At 49.3% G+C, this 19,589-nt stretch carries 18 protein-coding genes; 11 read left to right on the forward strand and 7 right to left on the reverse strand.

Annotated features, from left to right (window positions below; translation table 11 throughout):
- Window positions 1–393 precede the first annotated feature (393 nt).
- The 4 genes from QQZ12_RS09440 to QQZ12_RS09455 form a co-directional block, all read right to left on the reverse strand.
- Complete coding sequence (locus QQZ12_RS09440) at window positions 394–1,965, reverse strand: esterase/lipase family protein (RefSeq protein WP_154986597.1); 1,572 nt, start codon at window positions 1,963–1,965, stop codon at window positions 394–396.
- Between the two features lie 380 nt (window positions 1,966–2,345).
- A complete protein-coding gene (locus QQZ12_RS09445; protein ID WP_022737977.1) occupies window positions 2,346–2,543 on the reverse strand; it encodes a hypothetical protein in 198 nt (65 codons plus the stop codon).
- 110 nt (window positions 2,544–2,653) lie between these two features.
- Window positions 2,654–4,186 (reverse strand): MDR family MFS transporter, encoded by a 1,533-nt coding sequence (locus QQZ12_RS09450; RefSeq protein ID WP_102993467.1) that lies wholly within the window; start codon window positions 4,184–4,186, stop codon window positions 2,654–2,656.
- Window positions 4,187–4,455: 269 nt separating this feature from the next.
- The gene (locus QQZ12_RS09455) at window positions 4,456–4,704 is read right to left on the reverse strand and encodes a hypothetical protein (RefSeq protein ID WP_054095735.1); all 249 of its coding nucleotides are present in this window, start codon (window positions 4,702–4,704) and stop codon (window positions 4,456–4,458) included.
- Window positions 4,705–4,887: 183 nt separating this feature from the next.
- Here QQZ12_RS09455 and QQZ12_RS09460 point away from each other — a divergent pair, with 183 nt between their 5' ends.
- The 7 genes from QQZ12_RS09460 to QQZ12_RS09490 all read left to right on the forward strand — a co-directional run bounded on the left by QQZ12_RS09460 (window position 4,888) and on the right by QQZ12_RS09490 (window position 14,024).
- Entirely contained in the window at window positions 4,888–5,394 is a 507-nt protein-coding gene (locus QQZ12_RS09460; protein WP_284724318.1) for a GNAT family N-acetyltransferase, read from the forward strand.
- Window positions 5,395–5,724: 330 nt separating this feature from the next.
- Window positions 5,725–6,780 carry a hypothetical protein gene (locus tag QQZ12_RS09465; protein WP_284724319.1) on the forward strand — a complete coding sequence of 352 codons (1,056 nt, stop codon included), beginning with the start codon at window positions 5,725–5,727 and terminating at the stop codon, window positions 6,778–6,780.
- Window positions 6,781–6,929: 149 nt separating this feature from the next.
- A complete protein-coding gene (locus QQZ12_RS09470; protein ID WP_102993464.1) occupies window positions 6,930–8,696 on the forward strand; it encodes an HSP90 family protein in 1,767 nt (588 codons plus the stop codon).
- 13 nt (window positions 8,697–8,709) lie between these two features.
- The gene (locus QQZ12_RS09475) at window positions 8,710–10,851 is read left to right on the forward strand and encodes a tetratricopeptide repeat protein (protein WP_284724320.1); all 2,142 of its coding nucleotides are present in this window, start codon (window positions 8,710–8,712) and stop codon (window positions 10,849–10,851) included.
- A 325-nt stretch (window positions 10,852–11,176) separates the two neighbouring features.
- The gene (locus tag QQZ12_RS09480) at window positions 11,177–11,668 is read left to right on the forward strand and encodes a BslA/BslB family hydrophobin (protein ID WP_054095730.1); all 492 of its coding nucleotides are present in this window, start codon (window positions 11,177–11,179) and stop codon (window positions 11,666–11,668) included.
- A 102-nt stretch (window positions 11,669–11,770) separates the two neighbouring features.
- Window positions 11,771–12,157, forward strand: coding sequence for a VOC family protein (locus QQZ12_RS09485; protein WP_022737987.1), 387 nt, complete (start codon window positions 11,771–11,773; stop codon window positions 12,155–12,157).
- 169 nt (window positions 12,158–12,326) lie between these two features.
- Window positions 12,327–14,024: a YndJ family protein gene (locus tag QQZ12_RS09490; RefSeq protein ID WP_284724321.1), complete on the forward strand. Its 1,698-nt coding sequence runs from the start codon at window positions 12,327–12,329 to the stop codon at window positions 14,022–14,024.
- Window positions 14,025–14,067: 43 nt separating this feature from the next.
- On the opposite strand, the gene QQZ12_RS09495 is transcribed toward QQZ12_RS09490, so the two are convergent.
- Window positions 14,068–14,748 carry a Crp/Fnr family transcriptional regulator gene (locus tag QQZ12_RS09495; protein ID WP_102993459.1) on the reverse strand — a complete coding sequence of 227 codons (681 nt, stop codon included), beginning with the start codon at window positions 14,746–14,748 and terminating at the stop codon, window positions 14,068–14,070.
- 532 nt (window positions 14,749–15,280) lie between these two features.
- Here QQZ12_RS09495 and QQZ12_RS09500 point away from each other — a divergent pair.
- Complete coding sequence (locus tag QQZ12_RS09500) at window positions 15,281–15,430, forward strand: hypothetical protein (RefSeq protein ID WP_022737991.1); 150 nt, start codon at window positions 15,281–15,283, stop codon at window positions 15,428–15,430.
- 54 nt (window positions 15,431–15,484) lie between these two features.
- On the opposite strand, the gene QQZ12_RS09505 is transcribed toward QQZ12_RS09500, so the two are convergent.
- A complete protein-coding gene (locus tag QQZ12_RS09505) occupies window positions 15,485–16,789 on the reverse strand; it encodes a helix-turn-helix transcriptional regulator (protein WP_106342987.1) in 1,305 nt (434 codons plus the stop codon).
- Between the two features lie 278 nt (window positions 16,790–17,067).
- On the opposite strand from QQZ12_RS09505, the gene QQZ12_RS09510 reads away from it, so the two are divergent.
- From QQZ12_RS09510 to QQZ12_RS09520, 3 genes are all read left to right on the forward strand, one after another.
- On the forward strand, window positions 17,068–17,574 hold the full coding sequence (locus QQZ12_RS09510; RefSeq protein WP_181353044.1) for a TlpA family protein disulfide reductase: 507 nt from the start codon (window positions 17,068–17,070) through the stop codon (window positions 17,572–17,574).
- Between the two features lie 186 nt (window positions 17,575–17,760).
- Entirely contained in the window at window positions 17,761–18,378 is a 618-nt protein-coding gene (locus tag QQZ12_RS09515; RefSeq protein ID WP_284724322.1) for a PH domain-containing protein, read from the forward strand.
- A gap of 193 nt (window positions 18,379–18,571) precedes the next feature.
- Window positions 18,572–18,823, forward strand: a complete 252-nt coding sequence (locus QQZ12_RS09520) for a hypothetical protein (RefSeq protein WP_284724323.1) — start codon at window positions 18,572–18,574, stop codon at window positions 18,821–18,823.
- Between the two features lie 149 nt (window positions 18,824–18,972).
- Here the strand turns inward: QQZ12_RS09520 and QQZ12_RS09525 are convergent, their stop codons facing one another.
- Window positions 18,973–19,503, reverse strand: coding sequence for a DinB family protein (locus QQZ12_RS09525; protein ID WP_284724324.1), 531 nt, complete (start codon window positions 19,501–19,503; stop codon window positions 18,973–18,975).
- Between the last annotated feature and the right edge of the window lie 86 nt (window positions 19,504–19,589).

The raw sequence follows: 19,589 nt of genomic DNA on the forward strand, positions 1-19,589 counted from the left end.
TAAACATAGAAAAAACTCCTTATAGATTGTTTTTTATTGATTCGACAAAAAAGGCTGCTGACCCTGCCTTTCAAGGCAGTTTGTCAGCAGCCTCAGGATGGGAGAGATTTCCCATCCTTTTTGTATGGTTGTGAAACGCTTTATTCAGTGTGAATGACACGGTTGTCGAAAAACAACAAGGGTGCGTTTTGTTCCAAAGAGGGAATCTGTATGCCCCATGATTCGACTGGAGACAGATTGCAAGTATAGGACAGATAGCCGCCTACATGGGTTGCTCCTGCCTTGTCCGCGATTTTGACAATGAGATTGTCATGCAGGGGTTGAAATTTCATTAGACAATCAGAGAGCACTTGTATGTTGAAGGGGATAGTTATAAGTTCATTTATTATTGTGCTACGGACGACCGTGGATGCGGCCTTGCTTGTCCACTGCCACTGATTTGACAATGGTGCGGGCAAAGGGAGCACCGCTTGTAGTGGTTCCGCGGATATTAATGGTCAGGTTGTAGGTGCCCGCTGATGTGACCGGAATCTGGATGGCGCGGGAATCGATGGGGCCGCGTTTGCGGAGGATGATCCGTTCTTGTTTGGGGTTTGTGCGTGGATCGGGAATATATTGGATTTGCGCTTCTGTTTTGATTTCCTTGATCAGGTTGCGGTTTTTTCCTTTGTTGGTTGCAGTGACAAGGTATTCCGGAGCATAGGGTCTTTTTTGTTGTAAAGCGAGTTGGGCTGACAAGGGGGAGTTGAAGGTGGCGATCAGGGCATAGGCGCTTTTGCGGTCGGTGGAAGTGCGGATTTTCCAAGTGCCCGCCATCGGTTTGTTCAGCTGAGCGATATGTTGCCAAGCGCCTTTGAAAAGGGTTTGTTGGTCTTGCGTCACTTTAAACGAAGCTGGTTGCACTTGACCGTCAGGGCGGATGAGTTCTATGCGGTTGAGCGGGTGATTGCTCATCCAGTTAAGCGTGACGCTTTCCGTTCCGGGCTCAATCACAAGGGATTCCTCCAAGGTGCCTTCCTGTTCTCCGCCGGTAAGGTAGATATTGTTTTCTGCAAGGAGTGGAGAAACGCTTTCTGTCGTGTTATTGGCGGAAGCGGTTTGCCGGGTGGAGGTTAGATAGGGGCGGATCACATCAAAGGTCTCTTTCCCATGATAAATGGAGAGATGATCCCAATTTCCTGTTTTTATATGGTTGCCGTAGGGGAGCTTGGTGCTGCGCAAGGGCACGACGCCATCACTGTCTTCCAGCATGTAAAGTCCGCCAAACCAAGTCGGGGATAGGAAAGGGCCCCAGCTGTTACCAGCAACAGTGAAGTAAGCGTTTTCATTTATTTCCGGACGACTGTCGGTCTGGATGCGGAAAGATTGCATAACGCCGGTTTGTAGACTGTATACGGCTTCGTTTCTTGTGCCGAGCAGGGATGACAGCCACCAGACCCAGTCACTGTAAGCCAAGTCAGCTAGCGGACTGCCATAATGGGGTGAGCCGATGGTGATCACGTTGGACACCAAAGGGTGTTTGCCATAGTGAACCAGCGCGGTTTGCGTGTCGATGCCCCCTTTGCTGTAGCAGACCATGACCAACTTCTTGCCTGGGAAATGGTCGGCGATCTTCTGTAACTGTTCGGCAAGCATCTTGCCGTTGTTCCAATTGCTACGGGGATCGCCACCAGCATCATGCAACTCGACGAAAGCGGTTTCAAAACCAGACTCCCGTGCGCGCTGATACATGTCGTTCCCAGTGTGCCAGATGCTGGACGCGTTGAACAAGCCTTGAACGAACACAATGACTGGCTTGGCGGGATCAAGTTGGGGTGGAGCGGCACCGATGTAAACGGTTCCAGGAACGCCGGGAATACCGATCACGATCGGAAAAATCGAACCACCGTGTGATGTCGCTTGCGGGACGACCATGGAGAATAAAAGTAACAGGATGAGACAGCCGACAGCCCAAGTTTTTCGCATGTGCGCAATCCCTCCTTATTAGAAAAATATTGAATGTAACTGTATTATAACAGATAGATAATTTATTGTTAATATTCATATCCTTCTTATTTTTATAAAGAAGTTTACAAACATGGAGTGGTATACAATCTGACCAATGGATTGCTGAGGCAAGTTATTTCAACAGTTGGCTTTATAAGTGTCGATGGGTGGATGAAACAAAGGAGGGACCACAATTTAGCCAAAAGATGGTTTTGACATATCTTCTGGCGCGTCAGGATTGCCTGGGAAATAGAATTTATAGAATCGGTGGGAAAGAAGAGCGGATGCGCTCCAAAGCATGAATCGGTTGATAAACTAAAAAAGGCGAGTCTCTGTTGGGACTCGCCTATGCCACCCCATCATAAGAGATAGACGAACAAGATGCCGATGGTGGTGGCGACCAGATAGATTATTGACAGCAAGATGATGCTTTTCTTTCTGCTTTGGGTATAAGCTTCGTTTTTCTGATTGGACTGGGTCGCTCCCAAGCGGAAAGTGACGAAAAAGGCAATGAGGCATAGCAACCCGCACAGGATGATTGCAGCTGTAGTCATCATTGCGACAAGCTCCTTTATAATTGATAGGTTTACTCTCATTTAGTATATCATACCTAAACGCCTGTGCCCGCCCTTTTGGGTTCGGCTTTTTATCGGGGCGGCTTGATTTTTTAGGCTTCGTTTGGTTGGGCCGAAGGTTGTTTCGTTGTTTCCACTTTGCTATCGCCCATCAAGGCAATGGCAATGGCTGAGATGGCAATGGGAATCAAAGCCAGTAAAAAGGTATAGGTAATAGAGGAGGACATCGCATCTACGATTTTGTCCAAGACCATGGGCGGAATCTGTGCCCGCTCGCTCGCTTCAAAAATGGAACGCGCGTCATTGAGCTGGGCCGGATTGAAGGCGGCCGGGCCATGCATGTCTTTAAAAGCATCTGATAACTGATTGGTGAAGACTTTATTTTGGATGGTCCCGAATATGGTAATGCCCAGAGTCATGCCCAGCGATCGGAAGAACGAGTTGGTCGAGTTTGCCGATCCGCGGAAACGGGGCTCCATATTGTGAACAGTGGCTGTCGGCAGGAGTGAGAACGAAAAACCGACGCCGAAGCCGACCAGAATCATGTAGGCAGTCAACAACCAACGCGTTGTGTCAGGGGTCATCGTGCTCAAAAGGAACATACCCGACAGATAAGCGATGACCGATAGGATCATCAGGGTGCGGAAGCGGATTTTGGTTTGGAACACCCCAGCGACTGCGCTACCAGCCACTGACCCCAACATCATCGGAGTCAGCACCAAGCCAGCGTTGGTGGCCGATCCACCGTACACGGCTTGCACAAAAATCGGGATGAACACGGTTAAGATCACAAACGTGGCGCCGTACAAAAAAGCGATCACTTGTGAAGTGGCGAACAGGCGCCGCTTAAACATCCAAAAAGAGATAATTGGATCGGAAGCTTTTCTTTCTGCAAAAATGAACAACAGGAAGAAGATCGCGAAGCAAGCGAACAACCCGATGATTTGGGTGGAATCCCATGCAAATTCCTTGCCTCCCAATTCCAGGGCGAACATCAGGCTGACGACGGCCACCACCAGTGTAATTGCGCCCCACCAGTCGATTTTCTGCTCTCTGTGTTCTGTTGATTCCTTATAATAGATGAAAATAAGAAACAGAGAAATTAAACCGAGCGGTACATTAACGTAAAAAATCCACTGCCAACTGATGTATTCAGTGATATATGCACCTAAAAGCGGGCCGAAGACGCTGGAAGTACCAAAAACGGCGCCCAAGAGTCCAGTCATTTTGCCCCGTTTTTCAGGCGGGAAGATGTCAAATACGATAGTGAAAGCGATGGGCATCAATGCGCCGCCACCAATTCCTTGGATTGCGCGGTAGATACTGAGCTGAACGATGCTTTGCGCCGTACCACACAAGATTGACCCTAGCAAAAACAGAGCCAAGCCCAAGATGAAGAAACGTTTGCGACCGTACATATCGGACAGTTTGCCGAAGATCGGCATGCCGGCCATCACTGTGACCATATAGGCGGAAGTGACCCAGACGAATTTGTCCAGCCCGCCCAGATCCGCCACGATGGTGCCCATGGCGGTGGCGACGATGGTATTGTCCATCGCCGACATCAAAATCGCCAACAGCAAGCCGGCGACGACTAGACGGAGATTACTTTCTTTGGAAACCATTTGTTTAGCTCCTTTTTAACCAGTAATGAAGTGATGAGAATATTTTATAGTTGGTTCGCCGATTCAGCAAGTGAAGGTGCCGCGTTGGCGGCTTGCCAAGAGCGGCGAAGGTGGGGGCATCACATGCCATAGAGGGGGAGGAGCGGGTGGTTATGTATCCGTTTGTCCGGGTAAAGATTGGCCTGATGAGTGTCACTTGCTCTTGAGTTATCCTCTTTAAAAAAGAAAAAAAGGCGTGACCAAGCCGGGGGTGTACTCCCCGGCGCATTTTATATTTTTTCCCGTAAATGGTTAAGAAACTCTATGTGATAATCATCCCGGCGCTCCATGGCTTCATCGAGATAGGCATTGATTTGCACTTGCAGATAGTGGGCTTCCTCTGCGGTGAGAATGATGTCAGGGTTGCTAAATTTATTCAAGATGGATGTGATCAATGACCGCTCTTGTCCGGCGTGGTTCAACGATCTCATCAATTTTTGGGCCAAGAAATACCGTTCTTTCAAATTGATGTAACTCATCAGGCTCCCTCCCTTTTGTCCAAATGAACGCAGGACAGGATAAGTTGTGACGTAACGCATCTTTTTCGTGAAATTCAATAAGAATAGTAGGATTTTAATCTAATATAAAGTAACTATCCGTTAGAGTCAATATTGATACAATTATCTTTATATACATAAGGATGTGTAAAAGGGGGCGGGCACGTGGTCTTCAGATTATTGCGGGAGACAGACGCCGAAGCGTATCGCGACGTACGACTGCGGGCGTTGCAGGAGGCTCCGGAAGCCTTTGGCAGTTCGTATGAAGAGGAAACGCAGTGGACAGTAGCCCAGTTTGCAGAGAAACTGGCGGTCACGCCGGAGCGTTGGATGTTGGGCGCCTTTGATGGGAAAGGCAAGCTGGTGGGAGTTATCGGATGGTATCGGGAAGCGCGATTGAAGATCCGGCATAAGTCCCATTTCGTGGCTGTGTATGTGGAACCGGAGCACCGGGGAAAGGGGATTGCCAAGCAGTTGTTGTCGCAGGCGATTGACCGGGTGCGGACAGAGACGGATGTAGAACAGATCCAACTGACAGTAGCAGCGGATTCCGCCGCGCACGCCTTGTACCGGTCAAAGGGCTTTGCGGAATTCGGGAGAGAACAGCAAGGGCTGAAAGTGGGAGAGGGTTATGTAGATTTATGCCATATGGTTTTGTATACAGAAAAATAAGCGGGTGGTTCAGGTGCAAGCATGGAGAGGCGCCTAAACCGCTTTTTTCTGGAGTTTTCGAAGAGCCTGTGCCGTGTGAGTCAATCGGAACAGCAATGAGATGGGATGGATTCCCAGAAAAGTGGGGGCAATCCATTGACGTGCCTTAGTGTGATGTGAAATGATGGGCGTGTTATGTAAAATTCTAAGAAATATCTCATATATCATGCATCAGATGACATGATTTGATGGGCTGTGATGAATGTGTTTGGCTGTGCGCTGATGGGAAAGAGCATTGCAATCCTATGGCGAGAAATACAGATTTTAAGTAAAGGGGAATCATAGATACTTATGACAGCATTGCTCCATGAATTAAAACAGATTGCATTAGAAGTGGAGGCTGGGGTTTCCGAAGAGAGGCGGAGAGAGTGGATTGAAGAATTGTCGCTAAAGTGTGGCGAGTGGATGGGCCATGCGGACGCAGAGGTGCGGTGGACGGCGGCGTCGATCTTGTATTGGTTGGGAATTGATGCCGAATATACGGGCGATTTGCTGGAAGTGCGGAAGGAGGCGCTCAGAGTGTTGCACGAGCATCCTCTTTTTTGCAATCCGGTGGCGGAAGCGCTGCTCAGTGGATGGGATGAGCTGGATTGGGGAGCATTGCATCATGCGTTTGGCACGGCGGAGGATGTGCCGATCCACTTGAAGGCGATGTGTGCGGAAGACGAACGGCTCCGTGAACGGGGATTGACTCGCCTGGTCGATCATGTGCGCCACCAAGGGGGTTACTGTCAAGCCCTTCCCTATGCACTCCGTTTTCTGCTTCGCTTGCTGGCAGAAGAATATCCTTATCCGGATACGCAAAAAGAGATCATCGGCGTGCTGTTGACTCGCTTCGTTGATGATGAGGCGATTGTTTACGGCAAGGCCGGGCAGGTGCTTCGGGAAGGGATGATTTTGTATCTCCCTTATTTAAACCATGAGGAATTGGTGGTTCAAGATCAGGTGATCACCTTGTTGGGGAAAGTAGGCAAGGATCATCCGCTGGCGCACCGGGCCTTGATGGATATCATCGAAAGGTCTCCTTGGGAATATCAGCAGTCGCTCGCTCTTTACGCATTTGGGCATTTGCGGCACTGGTCGCCGGAGCATGAACAGTTGGTGCATGATTGGCTCAGTTTTCACCCATCTCGTGATTGGCAACGGGATGCTGCAGCGGCGCTCATCTTTTACCACGGAGGCAAAGGCCCAGCCGCGGCTTGGCAGAATATCCTCGATTATTTTCTTCATTATGGGCATGAATCGTCGCCGTCTGATCAACTTTTTATCAACTGGTGGACGAATTACACTAGGGAATCCCTCCCAACTGATTTAGAAGAGATCATTTACCGAATCTCTGATTTATAACCTTTCTTTCTTTTTTTAGGGGTGGCTGGGTAAATACCATGCAGTGATGATCTTTTTATTGACCAGTCAGTTTTTTTTCTACTCACCGGATTTTTTTCTATATAAAATGGTGAAGAGCAATAATCTTTATATTAGTCAGGTGAGAAAAGATGAGCGATTTCCACTTTAAAGTGAATCTTAAAGGCATGATTGATCTGTTGTCCAATCACTTATACAGTACACCCCAAGTGTTTGTCCGCGAGCTGTTGCAAAATGCAGTGGATGCCATCACCGCCCGCAAACAGCTTGAGCCGGATCATGATGGGAAAGTGGGCATGGAGGTGTTTACCGCCGAGGAGATGGCGCCCACCTTGTATGTGGAGGACAATGGTGTCGGCCTGACAGAAGAAGAAGTGCACCGTTTTTTGGCCCAGATTGGACAGACGTCAAAGCGGTCGGAGTATGAGACGGATTTCATCGGTCGGTTTGGGGTGGGGCTTCTGTCCTGTTTTATCGTCAGTGAGGAAATCGTGGTGATCTCGCGTTCTATCAAAAGCGAAGAAACGATCGAGTGGCGGGGACGCCCGGACGGAAGCTATCAGATTCGCAAATTGACGCAGACGATGTCTCCGGGCACCCGCATTTATATTCAAAGCAAAGAGGGATTTGAGCGTTATTTTGCACCAGAGCGGGTGCAAGAGTTTGCAAGGTATTATGGAGAGTTTTTGCCGTACCCGATTTTCTTCTACGGGGAGAAAGCGATACGGCTGACAGCCGAACAAGCTCCGTGGGAGATGAGCTCTATCGATGCATTGGTGTATGGGAAAGAAAAGTGGCATGTCGACTTTATCGATGCGATTCCTCTACATTCACCGCTCGGTGATGCGCAAGGCATCGCTTACATTCTGCCGCATTCGGTCACTGTCAACGCCAAGCGAAAACACCGCGTTTATGTGAAACAGATGCTTTTGTCGGAGACGGTGGAGAAGATTTTGCCGGACTGGTCCTTCTTCGTTACCTGTGTGCTGAATGTGAATCATTTGAAGCCGACGGCCTCCCGCGAGGAGTTTTATGATGACGCGCTCTTGGAGTTGGTGAAAAAAGAGCTGGGCGATTGCATCAAACGTTATCTCCGACAATTGGCAGAACGGAAATCACCGCTACTGGGGGAGATTATTCGCGTTCATTATTCCTCCCTGAAACTGCTGGCGTTGGAGGATGATGAATTGTATGCGCTGTTCATCGACTGGCTACCCTTTGAAACGTCACTGGGCACGATGACGATGGGGGAGATCCGCCGCCTGACGCCAACGATCTGCTATACGCCGGGCGTGGATGAGTTTCGGCAGATCAGCAAAGTGGCCAAAGCCCAATCGCGTTGCGTGATTAACGGGGGATACATGTACGATCTGGAGTTGATTGAAAAGCTGGGGCGCGTGTTTCCAGACACCCATGTGGAACGGATTGATTCTGCGGCATTTACGCAAGGATTTACCGAATTATCCATTGAAGAGCGAGAGTTAGCCTATTCTTTCATCCGATTGGCCAATGCGGTGTTGTTGCCTTACCGGTGCAAAGCGGAGATTAAGAAGTTCTATCCCCATGATCTGCCGGCGTTGTACACGACAAGCGAAGAAGGGTTGTTTTTACGTATGGCTGAGCAAACCACAGAAGAGGCCAATCCCCTGTTTGCATCGATCATTGAGCGGGTGACGACAAATCAGGCCGGACAGGATTATGCTCAATTATGTTTTAACTTTGAAAATGAGATCATTCAAAAAGTGATTCGGGTGCAAGATCCTGAGCTGTGCCAGTTAATTGTGGAAACGCTTTATGTGCAGGCGTTGCTAATGGGTCATTATCCCCTGAAGTCGCAAGAGATGAGTCTGCTGAATAGCGGGTTGGTTCGTTTCATTGAACGAGGCTTAGACGCTTAGGAGGGAACAAGTGATGAAAGAACAATTTGACTCGTTGATGAAGCGAGCAAAGGATTTGCCTGACGGTGAAGCGAAAATCGCCCTGTTGGAAGAAGCGGTGCGGCTGGCCGACACGTACCAACAGACGGAACTTGGGTTTTCAGCCCGCATGGAGCTGACGAAGGCGACGGTGTATGCTGGCAGAGCGGACAAGGCATTTACGACGTTTGGTTGGTGCTTGGCTCACTATGACAAACAGCCCAAGGCGTACAACAGCCTGGCTGTCATGTGGCAGTATAAATGGATTGTGGACAAGCTGGACCGGTTCCCGACGATCAGTCTGGAGCAAATGGAAGCGATGCTGGAAGATCTTAAGCAAAGGTACACAGCACTGGGTTACAATGAGCGCTTTTATCATCAGACCAAATTTGTTTTTGCCTGGAGAAGAGGCGACTGGGAAACGGCCGAACGGGAGTATGAGCGGTGGTTAGCAGTACCTCGCGACTCGATATCTGACTGTGTGGCGTGTGAGCTTGATCTTCAACTGGATTATTTGTTGAGCCGTGATCAGTTTGCGGAAGCGTATGAGCGGGTGCGGCCGATTGTGACCGGGCAATTGAGTTGTAGCCAATCCGTTCCGCATATCACCTTTGCCAATTTTCTGCTCCCCTTGTTACAGGAAGGTCGGCTGGAGGAAGCGGCCATGTTCCACGAACGGGGTTACCGCTTAATTCTTGACCAGCCAGGCTATATCTCCTCGAAAGCAAAGCATTTGAAGTATCTGACGATTATCGACCACGCACGGGCTATTTCTTGTTTGGAGAAGGGATTGCCAGAAGCGTTGGCTTCAGCAGACCCCCATTCTAAGTTCGAATATTTCTTGGCGGCTTCCGTACTGTTCGCCTATTTGGATGATCGGGAAAAGCAGGTGCTCCATATTCCCGAATATGTAACGGAAGCATGGTTGCAGGAGCAAACGGAGATGCTGGCACGCCAATTTGATGAACGCAACGGCACCACCCGCTACAGCGACCGCATCAGGGAAGAATTGCGGGAAGTGACATTGCTCGCCGGACGGGTGCGCGCTTGGCAGATGGAACAAAAGGCGGGCCAGGAAGAGGGGGAAGCAGAGGCGCGAGCCGCATGGGAGGCACTGATGCGGGGCGTGGAAGCCCACGATCCGGAGGCGATGTTCCGGCTTGCGCTAGCCTTGCTCGAAGGCGGCCCGGAAGAGCAGCAGGAAGGGATCGCTTGGTTGCGCCGGGCGGCTGAGGCTGGTAGATTGGATGCGGCTCATGTGTTGGCGGAGCAATTGTTTGAGCGACAAGCAGCTGAAGAGGGGGCTGCGCTATTGCGGCAAACTGCGCAGGCGGGGGATCCCCAGGCGATGAATCAACTGGGCTACCGGTTGTTGTTCGGTGTAGGCTTGCCTGCCAACCAGGAAGAAGGAAGAGACTGGCTGCGCAAGTCGGCTGAAGCAGGTGCGTTGAGCGGCATGTTCCAATATGGGTTGTGTTTGCTTGATGGCCTGGGAGGGCCGCAGGAGCTTGAGCAAAGCGAGTTTTGGCTCCAAAGCGCAGCCGAAGCGGGCCATGCAGTGGCGATGCAGGTGCTGGGTACGCTCTTGTTGGAAGGCAATCTATTCCCGCACCGGCAGGAAGAAGGGGAACACTGGCTCCGCCGATCAGCGGAGGAAGGGTATCCACCTGCCATGCATCAGTTGGGAAGCCGCTTGATCACGGGCTATGTGCTTATTGCGCACCCCGAGGAAGGGAAGCAGTGGTTGAAACGGGCCTCGGAAGCCGAGTATGGACCTGCTATGCATGAACTGGGCTACCGGTTGCTTGAAGGGGATGGCCTCGCCAAGAGCAGTTTGGAGGGTGAAGTGTTGTTGCGCCGGGCAGCCATGGTGGGAGAGGAAGGCGCCATGTTGGAGCTGGCCGGGCGGCTGTTGCAAGGAGATGGGGTCGCATTTCGCTGGGAAGAAGGGTTTGAGTGGTTGCGGAAGGCAGCTGCCACCGAACTGCCGGAAGCCATGTTTTTGCTAAGTTGCTATCTGCTGTACTATCCCGATTTAGCCACCCATGAGGGCGAGGCGGTAGAATGGCTACGCAAAGCGGCTCTCACTGGTCATGAAAAAGCGCAAGCCTTGTTGGATGAGTTGGGAAAAGCATAAATTACGCATCAGCCGGAGGCTGGCCACCCATGAGGGAGGCCGGCCGTTTTCATTTGGTCTTTACTTCCTGATTTAAACATTTTTTAAACAAAAAGGAATTTAAGAGAGAATGGAGAATTAACAGCGTGAATGTACGGATGACTCATTGATATTTGCTTGGGGTTGTCTGATAAATCAAGTTGATACATATGAAGTGGCGGAGACATCTTTTCCTGATAAGCGCCGATGGGCAAGGAAAGCGAAGGGAAAGTGGTGTTGGATTCGCCGGGGATACGCACCAGACGCACCCTGAAAACCAGATGGATGAACAAAGGGGAGATGTGCAATGCGTTTGAGAATGGTATGGCTGTCAGTTATCGTGGGCTTGTCGTGGATGTTGGTGGGATGGACGAATCCGCCGGCGCCAGCAGATGCGGAGGTTCCGTCCAAGTGGCAAGCCGCTCAGGGGAAGGCATTGACAGTGAGGCTAGAGCCAAGCAAAAACAAGCAGGAAGCGGTGTCCGATGTGGTGATCACATACAAACCGGATGTCGTATTGGCTTATGGGCGGGCGAAGTTTCATTTGCCTAAAGGGTTTTCTGCGGTGGCCGGAGATCTGATCAATGGCCAACCATTGACGGCGGACTATATTCAAAACGGGGGGCAAACGGTGACTCTGCCGTTCGGCGTGGATATAGGGGCGATGCGCATATTTGAGTTGCGGCTGGTCGGGAAAAAGTTGCCCTCGGCGGGACAGTATAAGTTCAGAGCGGAATATTGGGGCATTGGCATCGGCATTTACAATACGGCCGAAGCGGTGCTAGAGTTGAGAAATTAAGTGCATCACCCCCAGTCTTATGCGGTCGGGGGTGTTTTCTATTGCGCCGATCATTTAAAATGAATGGCAACGGATGGTTCAATCAAGTGAGGAGGCGAAAGCGTGTCCATTCGCAAAATCGAACATGTCGGCGTGATGGTAAAAGATATGGATGCTTCACTAGCTTTTTATCAACAGGTGGTGGGGATGGAATTGATCCGCCGCATTACGGTGCCTGCTGGGGGATTGGAATTGGCGTTTCTCGGTTTTCCGGGCGCAGAGGAGACGCAGGTGGAACTGATTCAGGGATATCCGAAAGCATTGCCGGAGGAGGGCAAAGTCCACCACATTGCATTTACTGTGGATGATATCGAAGAGGAATGGAATCGGTTGAAGCAACTGAATGTCTCTTTTCAAGACGAGGAGATCACCACCCTGCCCGTTGGTCGCTATTTCTTTGTACACGGCCCTGATGGGGAGTGGATCGAATTTTTTGAACCGAAGAAGTGACGACAGAACGCCATGCTTTCCAGCATGGTGTTTTTCAAGTCATTATTCTAGAGCGTGTCTGATGAATAGGCCAGCGGCCAGACACACCCTAGTGGCATTTGCTGTGTTCATTGTATAATGAAGAGGGAGCGAAACAACTGATGACTTCGCAGAAGAAATGAGTGAAACCATGAGTAAACCATCGATGAAACGGGTATTGCCGGCTTTTGTTATGGTTGTATTTGTGATATTTTTCACAAATGATCTGGTGGAGCAATTATTGCTGTGGGCGATCGGTGTGACCGTGCCATTGACGCTCTGCCTGACAGAAACGAGGAATCGTTTGGGACAGATTGATCGTGTGTATCAATGGTGTTGGCGCAGTTATCCGTGGTGTGCAGGACTGGGGGCGGCTTCATTTCTTTTGCCCAAGGGTAATCTTGCTGGGCTTCTCTCTGTGCCGTGGCTCGTCTTCACCGTGGTGGTGGCGGTGTACGGATGCAAACGCCTGCTTGAGCGAATTCGCCATGCATTGGAAGAGCTGGCGATGGATTGCGGTTTGCTCTACCTGGCTATCGGCGGGGGATGGTTGGTGGCAAGCCGTTTTGGGATGCCTGTCCTTCATTTCAGTGAAGAGATTGTAGCGTTGACTGGCATCCATTTTCATTATTCCGCCTTTGTGGTGCCGATCTTTGTCGGCTTATTAGGCCGTGCAGTGGACTGGCGTGCCCAATTCCCTCTTCGGTACCGGTTGATGTCCGTGGGAGTGATCACCGGCCCGATGTTGGTGGCCATGGGCATCACTTTCTCCACCGTACTAGAGTTTGTCGCAGTTGTTTGGTTTGTCGGAGCCCTGCTACTTTATACCGCACTGCTTCTCCCCGTGGTTTGGAAGCGAGAACAGCGTGGAGGGATTCGGGCCTTGTTTTTGCTTTCTTCAGTGACTATATGGGGGACAATGGCTTTGTCTGTCATTTATAGCTTGGGGCGGATGATGCAGATTTCTTTTTTCACCATTGAGGAAATGGTTCTCCTGCATGGGATTGCCAACGCGTTTGGCTTTGTGACGGCCGGAGCGTGGGCCTGGTGTGCGAGTTTGCCTCCGGCGTGCGGATTGCCATCTGGGATTCCACATAGTTTGCTTGCGGGAAAGGGGCGGATTGGTGCCGACATCTTGACCCGCTTGGGATGGATTGATGAAGCGCGCTGCGTGCGGGGGCTGGTAGATGATTTTGCTGTTTTCGCCCGGCCTGATTTTGATCCGGATGCCGTTCATCCTTCGATTCGATCTTTTTATGAGGATACGCTGGCCTACCGACTGGAGGCGAAAGTAGAGTGGCAAAAAGGATTCCGCCGCTTTTCTGCATGGTATAGCCGGTTAACTGGCCGCATCGGGCAATGCCATCTTCCTCCAGCTGGCGAAAAGGTGACGGAAATGAACAGTAGACTGGTGGCAGTGAAAGAAGTGTGCGACAGGAGAGTGGCGCCCCGCGCTTGGGTTCGCACGCATGCTGGAACGGGCCGGACGGTATTCGTGGCGGTTTACTCCATTCATACCTTCGCAGAGGAGACATATATGAACATTGCCCTGCCGTTTCCCGGGGGCAACTTGACCGGCGTGTTGCGGCTGGAGCATGGTACGGGGGCGAAAGGGAAAAGCGATGGGTTGGTTCTGACGAGCATTCAAGGAGTGAAGCCGGGTGATCAGGGGCTTTATTGGACCTCGCGCTGGGGTTTGGTGGTTTTACCTTTGCGTGAACGGTTCCATGTCTGGGTGGATGAAGAAGGCAGGATGCAAGCTGAGCATGAGATGTGGATATGGAAATGGCGGTTTCTTCACATCCACTATCAGTTGATCCGTGAGGAGGCTGCCCAAGGGAAGCCTTAGGTTGATCCGTCCTAAGGTTGTTCTAAAAAAAATAGACAAAGCGTTAAGAGATGCGCTTTGCCTTACTTATGTTAGTAGATGGGGTAAGTTTCGCCAAACAAATTTCCGGCTGGGTAGACATGAGTGAATGAATAAAGCGATTGGTTAACAGAATGTAACGTTTTCCTTGCTTTTGGAAATAATCAATCTTGCACTCGCGCCGCAATTGGCTCAGACAGCGGGTGATGGTGGCGCGAGTGGAGAGGATGGCGGCAGCCAGCTCTTCATGCGTGATGGGAAAGGGCAGGGCAAGCTGATGCTCGTTGGTCTTGGATTGGAATGGCTGAGCAAGGAAGAAAAGAAATTGGATGAGTCGATCCTCCACAAATTTGTTGTGTTTGATCATTTGCAAAGTTTGTACGCGGGTCCAATATTTTCGCAATTCAGCGATAACGGAAGCGGCGATTGGAGAGTGGAGAACCTCCCGCCAATCACAGATGGAGACCTGGACGGGGCTGTGGGGGTGAAACTCACAGGTCCGATCTGGGATGAACGGTACCTCAAATATGCTTCCTTCCTGCAAGACATCCAACAAGACATGGTTGCCATCCTCTTTGGTTTCCCACAAGGTGCCATAACCAACTTGGATTATGTACACTTTTTCGGGTTCCATTTGGACGGGGTGATGTTCAATCCACTGATCGTTGGGGCATTGACTCAAGAATGTTTGTATGGCTTTCTCCACGCCTATGCCTCCACGAAAAAAAGCTGAGAGGAGATTGCGTTTTTATTATAAAAAGGACGCAAAGTTTAGTGCAATGAGTTAAATCTATATATATTTACTGAATATGAACCTTTATTTAACGAACCCGATTTGATGAAATACCGTTGTACTTGGGTTGTGGGGTCGTTTGAGCGAGAAAAGATCATCAAAAATGGTTAAATGAGTTGGTTAAATTGTCGTTTGAAACAGCTATGAATTCCTGTCATTTAACCATTCGGATTAACTAGATTTCAGATGATGAAAATGATTTAATTTTTATATGAATAGAAAAGCGGTTTGACGACTCACTTGAGTGGCGTAGCAAGAAGGCAGTGATCAGAGTTTTCCGCCATTATAACCCACTTATTTCAAAAAACGATATAAAAAGGAAATTTCGTTGTTCAACGAGCGCCGTAGACAAGTGATCTGAAAAAGGGGCACGGTTTTGAAACCTAAGGGGGATGCCGCGCATCTATTCATCAGACAAAGTACCAGTGAGAAAGGAGAGGTTTCGATGGAAAAGCAGCCGATGCCGACCGTTGGCGGCAAAAAGAGGGAAAGCAAGGAAATCCTCAAAAACAAAAAGCCGCAAAAACCAGGGACGGATGATGTGACCACTAAAGGCGATCAACCTCCTCCAGGCGGTATGCCGTCTGAAGATTGATGTTGGGATAACGGCACCCCATATGGTGACAGCGAAAACTGAACCTGAAATGGATCAGCTTTCGCTGTCTGCCAAGGTGGTGGGTGCGTGCAACAGGGCCTCAAACCGCAGGGCCATATCGTAAAAATCAGCCGCCTTTTTGTAAGCGTTTTTCTCGTAGTAATGTCGCCCCAAATCGTGGGCCATTTTTTTTGCCAAGTTCAGCTGGTTCTTTTCGACAGCCATATCAATCAGTCTCTGCGTTTCTTTTTCATACAGCTGTTCTTGAAAGTGGGATTTGTACAATAGCGCTTTAAACATGTGAAACTCGACATAGTGATACCATTGTTGATAGGTTTCCGCGATTCGCAGGCCCTCTTTCAAATATTGATCCACTTTCCCCAAATCTTTGCGTTCCATGTAGATGAGAATCAATTCCCGGTATGTGTGCACTTTCGGTTGTTCCGCGCCGATTTTACTCCGTAGCTGGAGGCATGTCTCATAGTGCTTGATGGCGGTGTCAATTTCCCCTTTTGATTGGTATGCGCGGCCGTAATTGTATTCAATCATGCCGAGGAAGTTGACGTTTTCCGTTTTTAGCACGATTTCCAACGCCTCATCCAAACACTTGATCGCTTGGTTGTATTGGTGATTTAAGTTGTATTGCGTCGCTTTGGTGATCAGCACTTTGGCCTGATCCACTTCATTGCCCAGCTTTTTATGTATATCTAAGCTTTTTTGCGAATAGTGCAGGCAGATCGTTTTGTCCTGCGATAGATGCTGTTTAACAAGGCTGAGATTGTAAAATAGAATTGCTAAGTCTTTTTCTCCAACGCGGTTAGACAAGCGCTCAGCCAGTTCGTAATAATGGGTCGCTTTGATGTAATCTTGTGTGCTGAAAAAGATGTTGCCGCAGTTGAGATAGTAGTAGAAAAATTCGATGGTCAGGTCGGGTGGGACCTCGTCGGGAACCGATTTCTTGGACAATTGAAACACTTGCTGCGCTTCACTGATTCGGTTGTCGGTCAGATAGTGCCGAATCAATATCGTGTAAATGTTGATTCGTGTGTCCAGCAGGTGCGATTCAAACAGGGAAATTTTCAGCAGATATTCATCCGTTTCATTAAGAATGCGTGTTTTTTTGTACTGGCTGATGATGTTGGCGATCCGTTGCTTTTTCTTGTTGGAATCATCGTCGCAGATGTCATCGGGAACGATGCCAAGCTTCTGGCATACGGCGCGGATGAATGGGGCGGAAGGTTTGGTTTTGCCATTTTCGATGCGGCTGAGATAAGCAACCGAACAAATGCCTTCGACCAATTCACTCTGTCGCATATTCTTCATCATGCGAAGCTGTCTTATTTTTTCTCCGATATGCATGGCCACGGCCACCTACTCTGTTAGTCAATTCTTTAATTTTAATATACCAAAATATTGTACCAATAAACATTATTAAGTGGAATGATGTAAATGCATTTGCTACTTATGATTATCATCTTTTGCACATGATTGATAGTGATTAAAACACGATGTTCACTATGATGGGCGGGTAGTCAAGCAGGGAGGGGCGCCACCGCTAAATGGTTCTCTTTCTCTTGGATGAGATTTCTTCTATATTAGAAAATGGATAGGCTGGACACGATAGGAGAATGGAGACAATGAAGAAATCAATTTTCGTAGGGGCTTTGCTCTTGATTTTGATTGGTATCGCCATCTTGCAGAAGGGATTGCCAGGCTCATCAGAGCTTGGTCCAGGGGACCCGGCGCCCGCTTTTACGCTTGAGACCATTGACGGTCAGAAATACGCATACAGCCATGCCAAAGGCAAACCAGCGATCATCAGTTTTTTCGCCACGTGGTGTGATCCATGCCATAAGGAGGCTCCGCTGTTGGTGGAGTGGCATCGGAAGTACGGTTCGCAAGTGGAGTTTGTGTTTGTCAATTGGACAAAACGGGATGATGTGAAATCAGCCCAATTCTTTGCCAAAGATTATGGGATTCGGTTTCCTGTGGTGATGGATCAACAAGACCGTGTATCAAACCAGTTTCAGATTAAAGTGATTCCGACCACGTACTTTATTAATCGAGACGGGAAAATCGAGCGGATTGTCAAGGGTGTGCGTCCGGCCGATACAGAAGCATGGTTGCGTGCACAGGTCAAGTAGTCATCCGGAGACGGAGATGGACGGGTGTGGCAAAGAAGGATAACTATCTTTTTCCAATAGGTTTTGTTTCGTTTCGCAACGGATAAATCTATGTCGTAAGAAGATGAGGTGATAGTATAATAGGTGTCAAAGTCATGGTTTCATAGCTTTTAAAAATCACATGACACAAAGGAAGGGAATGGTAACATGTTAGGAAAAGTGGCATCCGATGTGCTTGGCCTGAGCGATGTGGGGATTGTTATCAAGCCAGAAGATTACAACAAGGTAGATACGGACGATTATGTGATGCATGAAGATAATGAGCGGATCTACTTCCTCATCAAGTCGAAGGCCGATGAGTATTGCTTCACCAACAGAGCGTTGATTCACTTGGATGGAACCAGCGCATCGAGCAAAAAACGCACACTGTACCGGTACGACTACTGCAACTATCGCATCTCCAATGTTACTTTGGAAACCGCTGGCGTGATGGATATGGACGCGGAGATCAAGTTTATGCTCGGCAAAAACATGGAGTACTCGATCGATGTACATAAAAAACATATCAATGAGTTGAAAGACCTGTACAAATCACTCGTTCGCATCTCCATCGTGCAGGCGGACAGCGAAGCGTTGCTGGGTTTGTCCAGAAAGAGCATCGAGATGGCCTCCAACACCCTGAGCCAAATCAGAAGTACAGAAGGCATGCTCAGCCAACAATTTAAGGAATTGAACCAAATCGCGTTTGATTGGCTCGCCAGCACAAGAAGTCGTTACATGGTGACAGATTTCGGCTTTGTGTTTGATCGTTACATCAACAACTGATAACGGATCATTGTCCGCCCGTGCATCGAATGCTCGATCACGGGTTTTTTTCAGGCGAACAAAGGGGCCGACTTGGGGCGAGGAACATAAGATAACGATTGAAATGAAGCACTAGATGCGCGAAAATAAATATAAAAGTTCTTAATCGAAAGCGTTTGCAAGAGCGGATGAACTGTGAAGGGAGCGGACGATGGTGGATGATCCGAGGAGTCGGATGTGGGGAGTGGGGCTCCTGTTTCTGGCTTTTGTCTTGGCTCTGCTGCTGAAACAAGCGTTTTTTGCGCATCTCTTGGGAGTCGGATTGGCGATGGTGGTCTGGACGAAGCTTGCCGCTTTGTTCCCACGCAAACTGTCTGACTTTTCACTCGCGCAAAAGGTGCTGTATGTCTTTTTGATGCTGTCGGTCTTCGGTTTGACTATGGCGTTGGTGACAAACCGAGGGTGACCGTTTGATTGGCATACGAATGGGAAGGCGCGCTTTCGCCAGTATGTGATGGGAAGTGCCACACGCACTCTAGCTGTGTGGCACTTCCCGTTTTCCATTTGTGGTTCGGGTGGGGGTGATTTTTTGCTTGGGCGCAAAAAATAGGAGCCTTACGCGTCGTGAGCGGCGATAAACTCGTCCAGCCGTTTCTTTTGCCGCAAATGGTGGGCGAAATGCATCACGATATGATGATACCATTCTTGGGCGTTAATATAGCCGAAATACGGGTGTTTTACCTTGCGATCAGGCGAGATGGAGTCAATGGAGGGGGCGATTGCTTTCATTTGTGCTGACAATTGCTCCAGCTTTTGTCGAAGTTCTTCTCGGGAGCGGGGCTGCTGGGAGGTGTGTTCGGCCGATGGTGGCACTTTGGCTTTAATCGGGGGAATAGCACCTGTCATATACACCCATTTGCCTACCCACGTTTTTTTTAATTTGCGGTTTTCCGGTGCCGTGGCGCAGGCTTGGAGTGATGCCAATTGTAAAAAGCCCGTTTCGATGAGGTGATTGTACATCTCACCGAGTGACCATTCTGTTGCTGATGGCTTCAAGGTAAACGATTCCCAAGAGTATGTGTCCAATTCGTCCATGTAGTAGCCGGCTAGTGCTTCATATTTCTCCAGAATTTCCTTCGTTTCCATCTGATTGTCTCCCTTGGTCTTAGTTGCCTTCATTATAACAATCGCGGCTCGCTTCACGATGGGCAATTGTGTCCATTACCTGAAAC

The organism is Laceyella tengchongensis, assembly GCF_900182735.1.
Classification (GTDB): Bacteria; Bacillota; Bacilli; order Thermoactinomycetales; family Thermoactinomycetaceae; genus Laceyella; species Laceyella tengchongensis.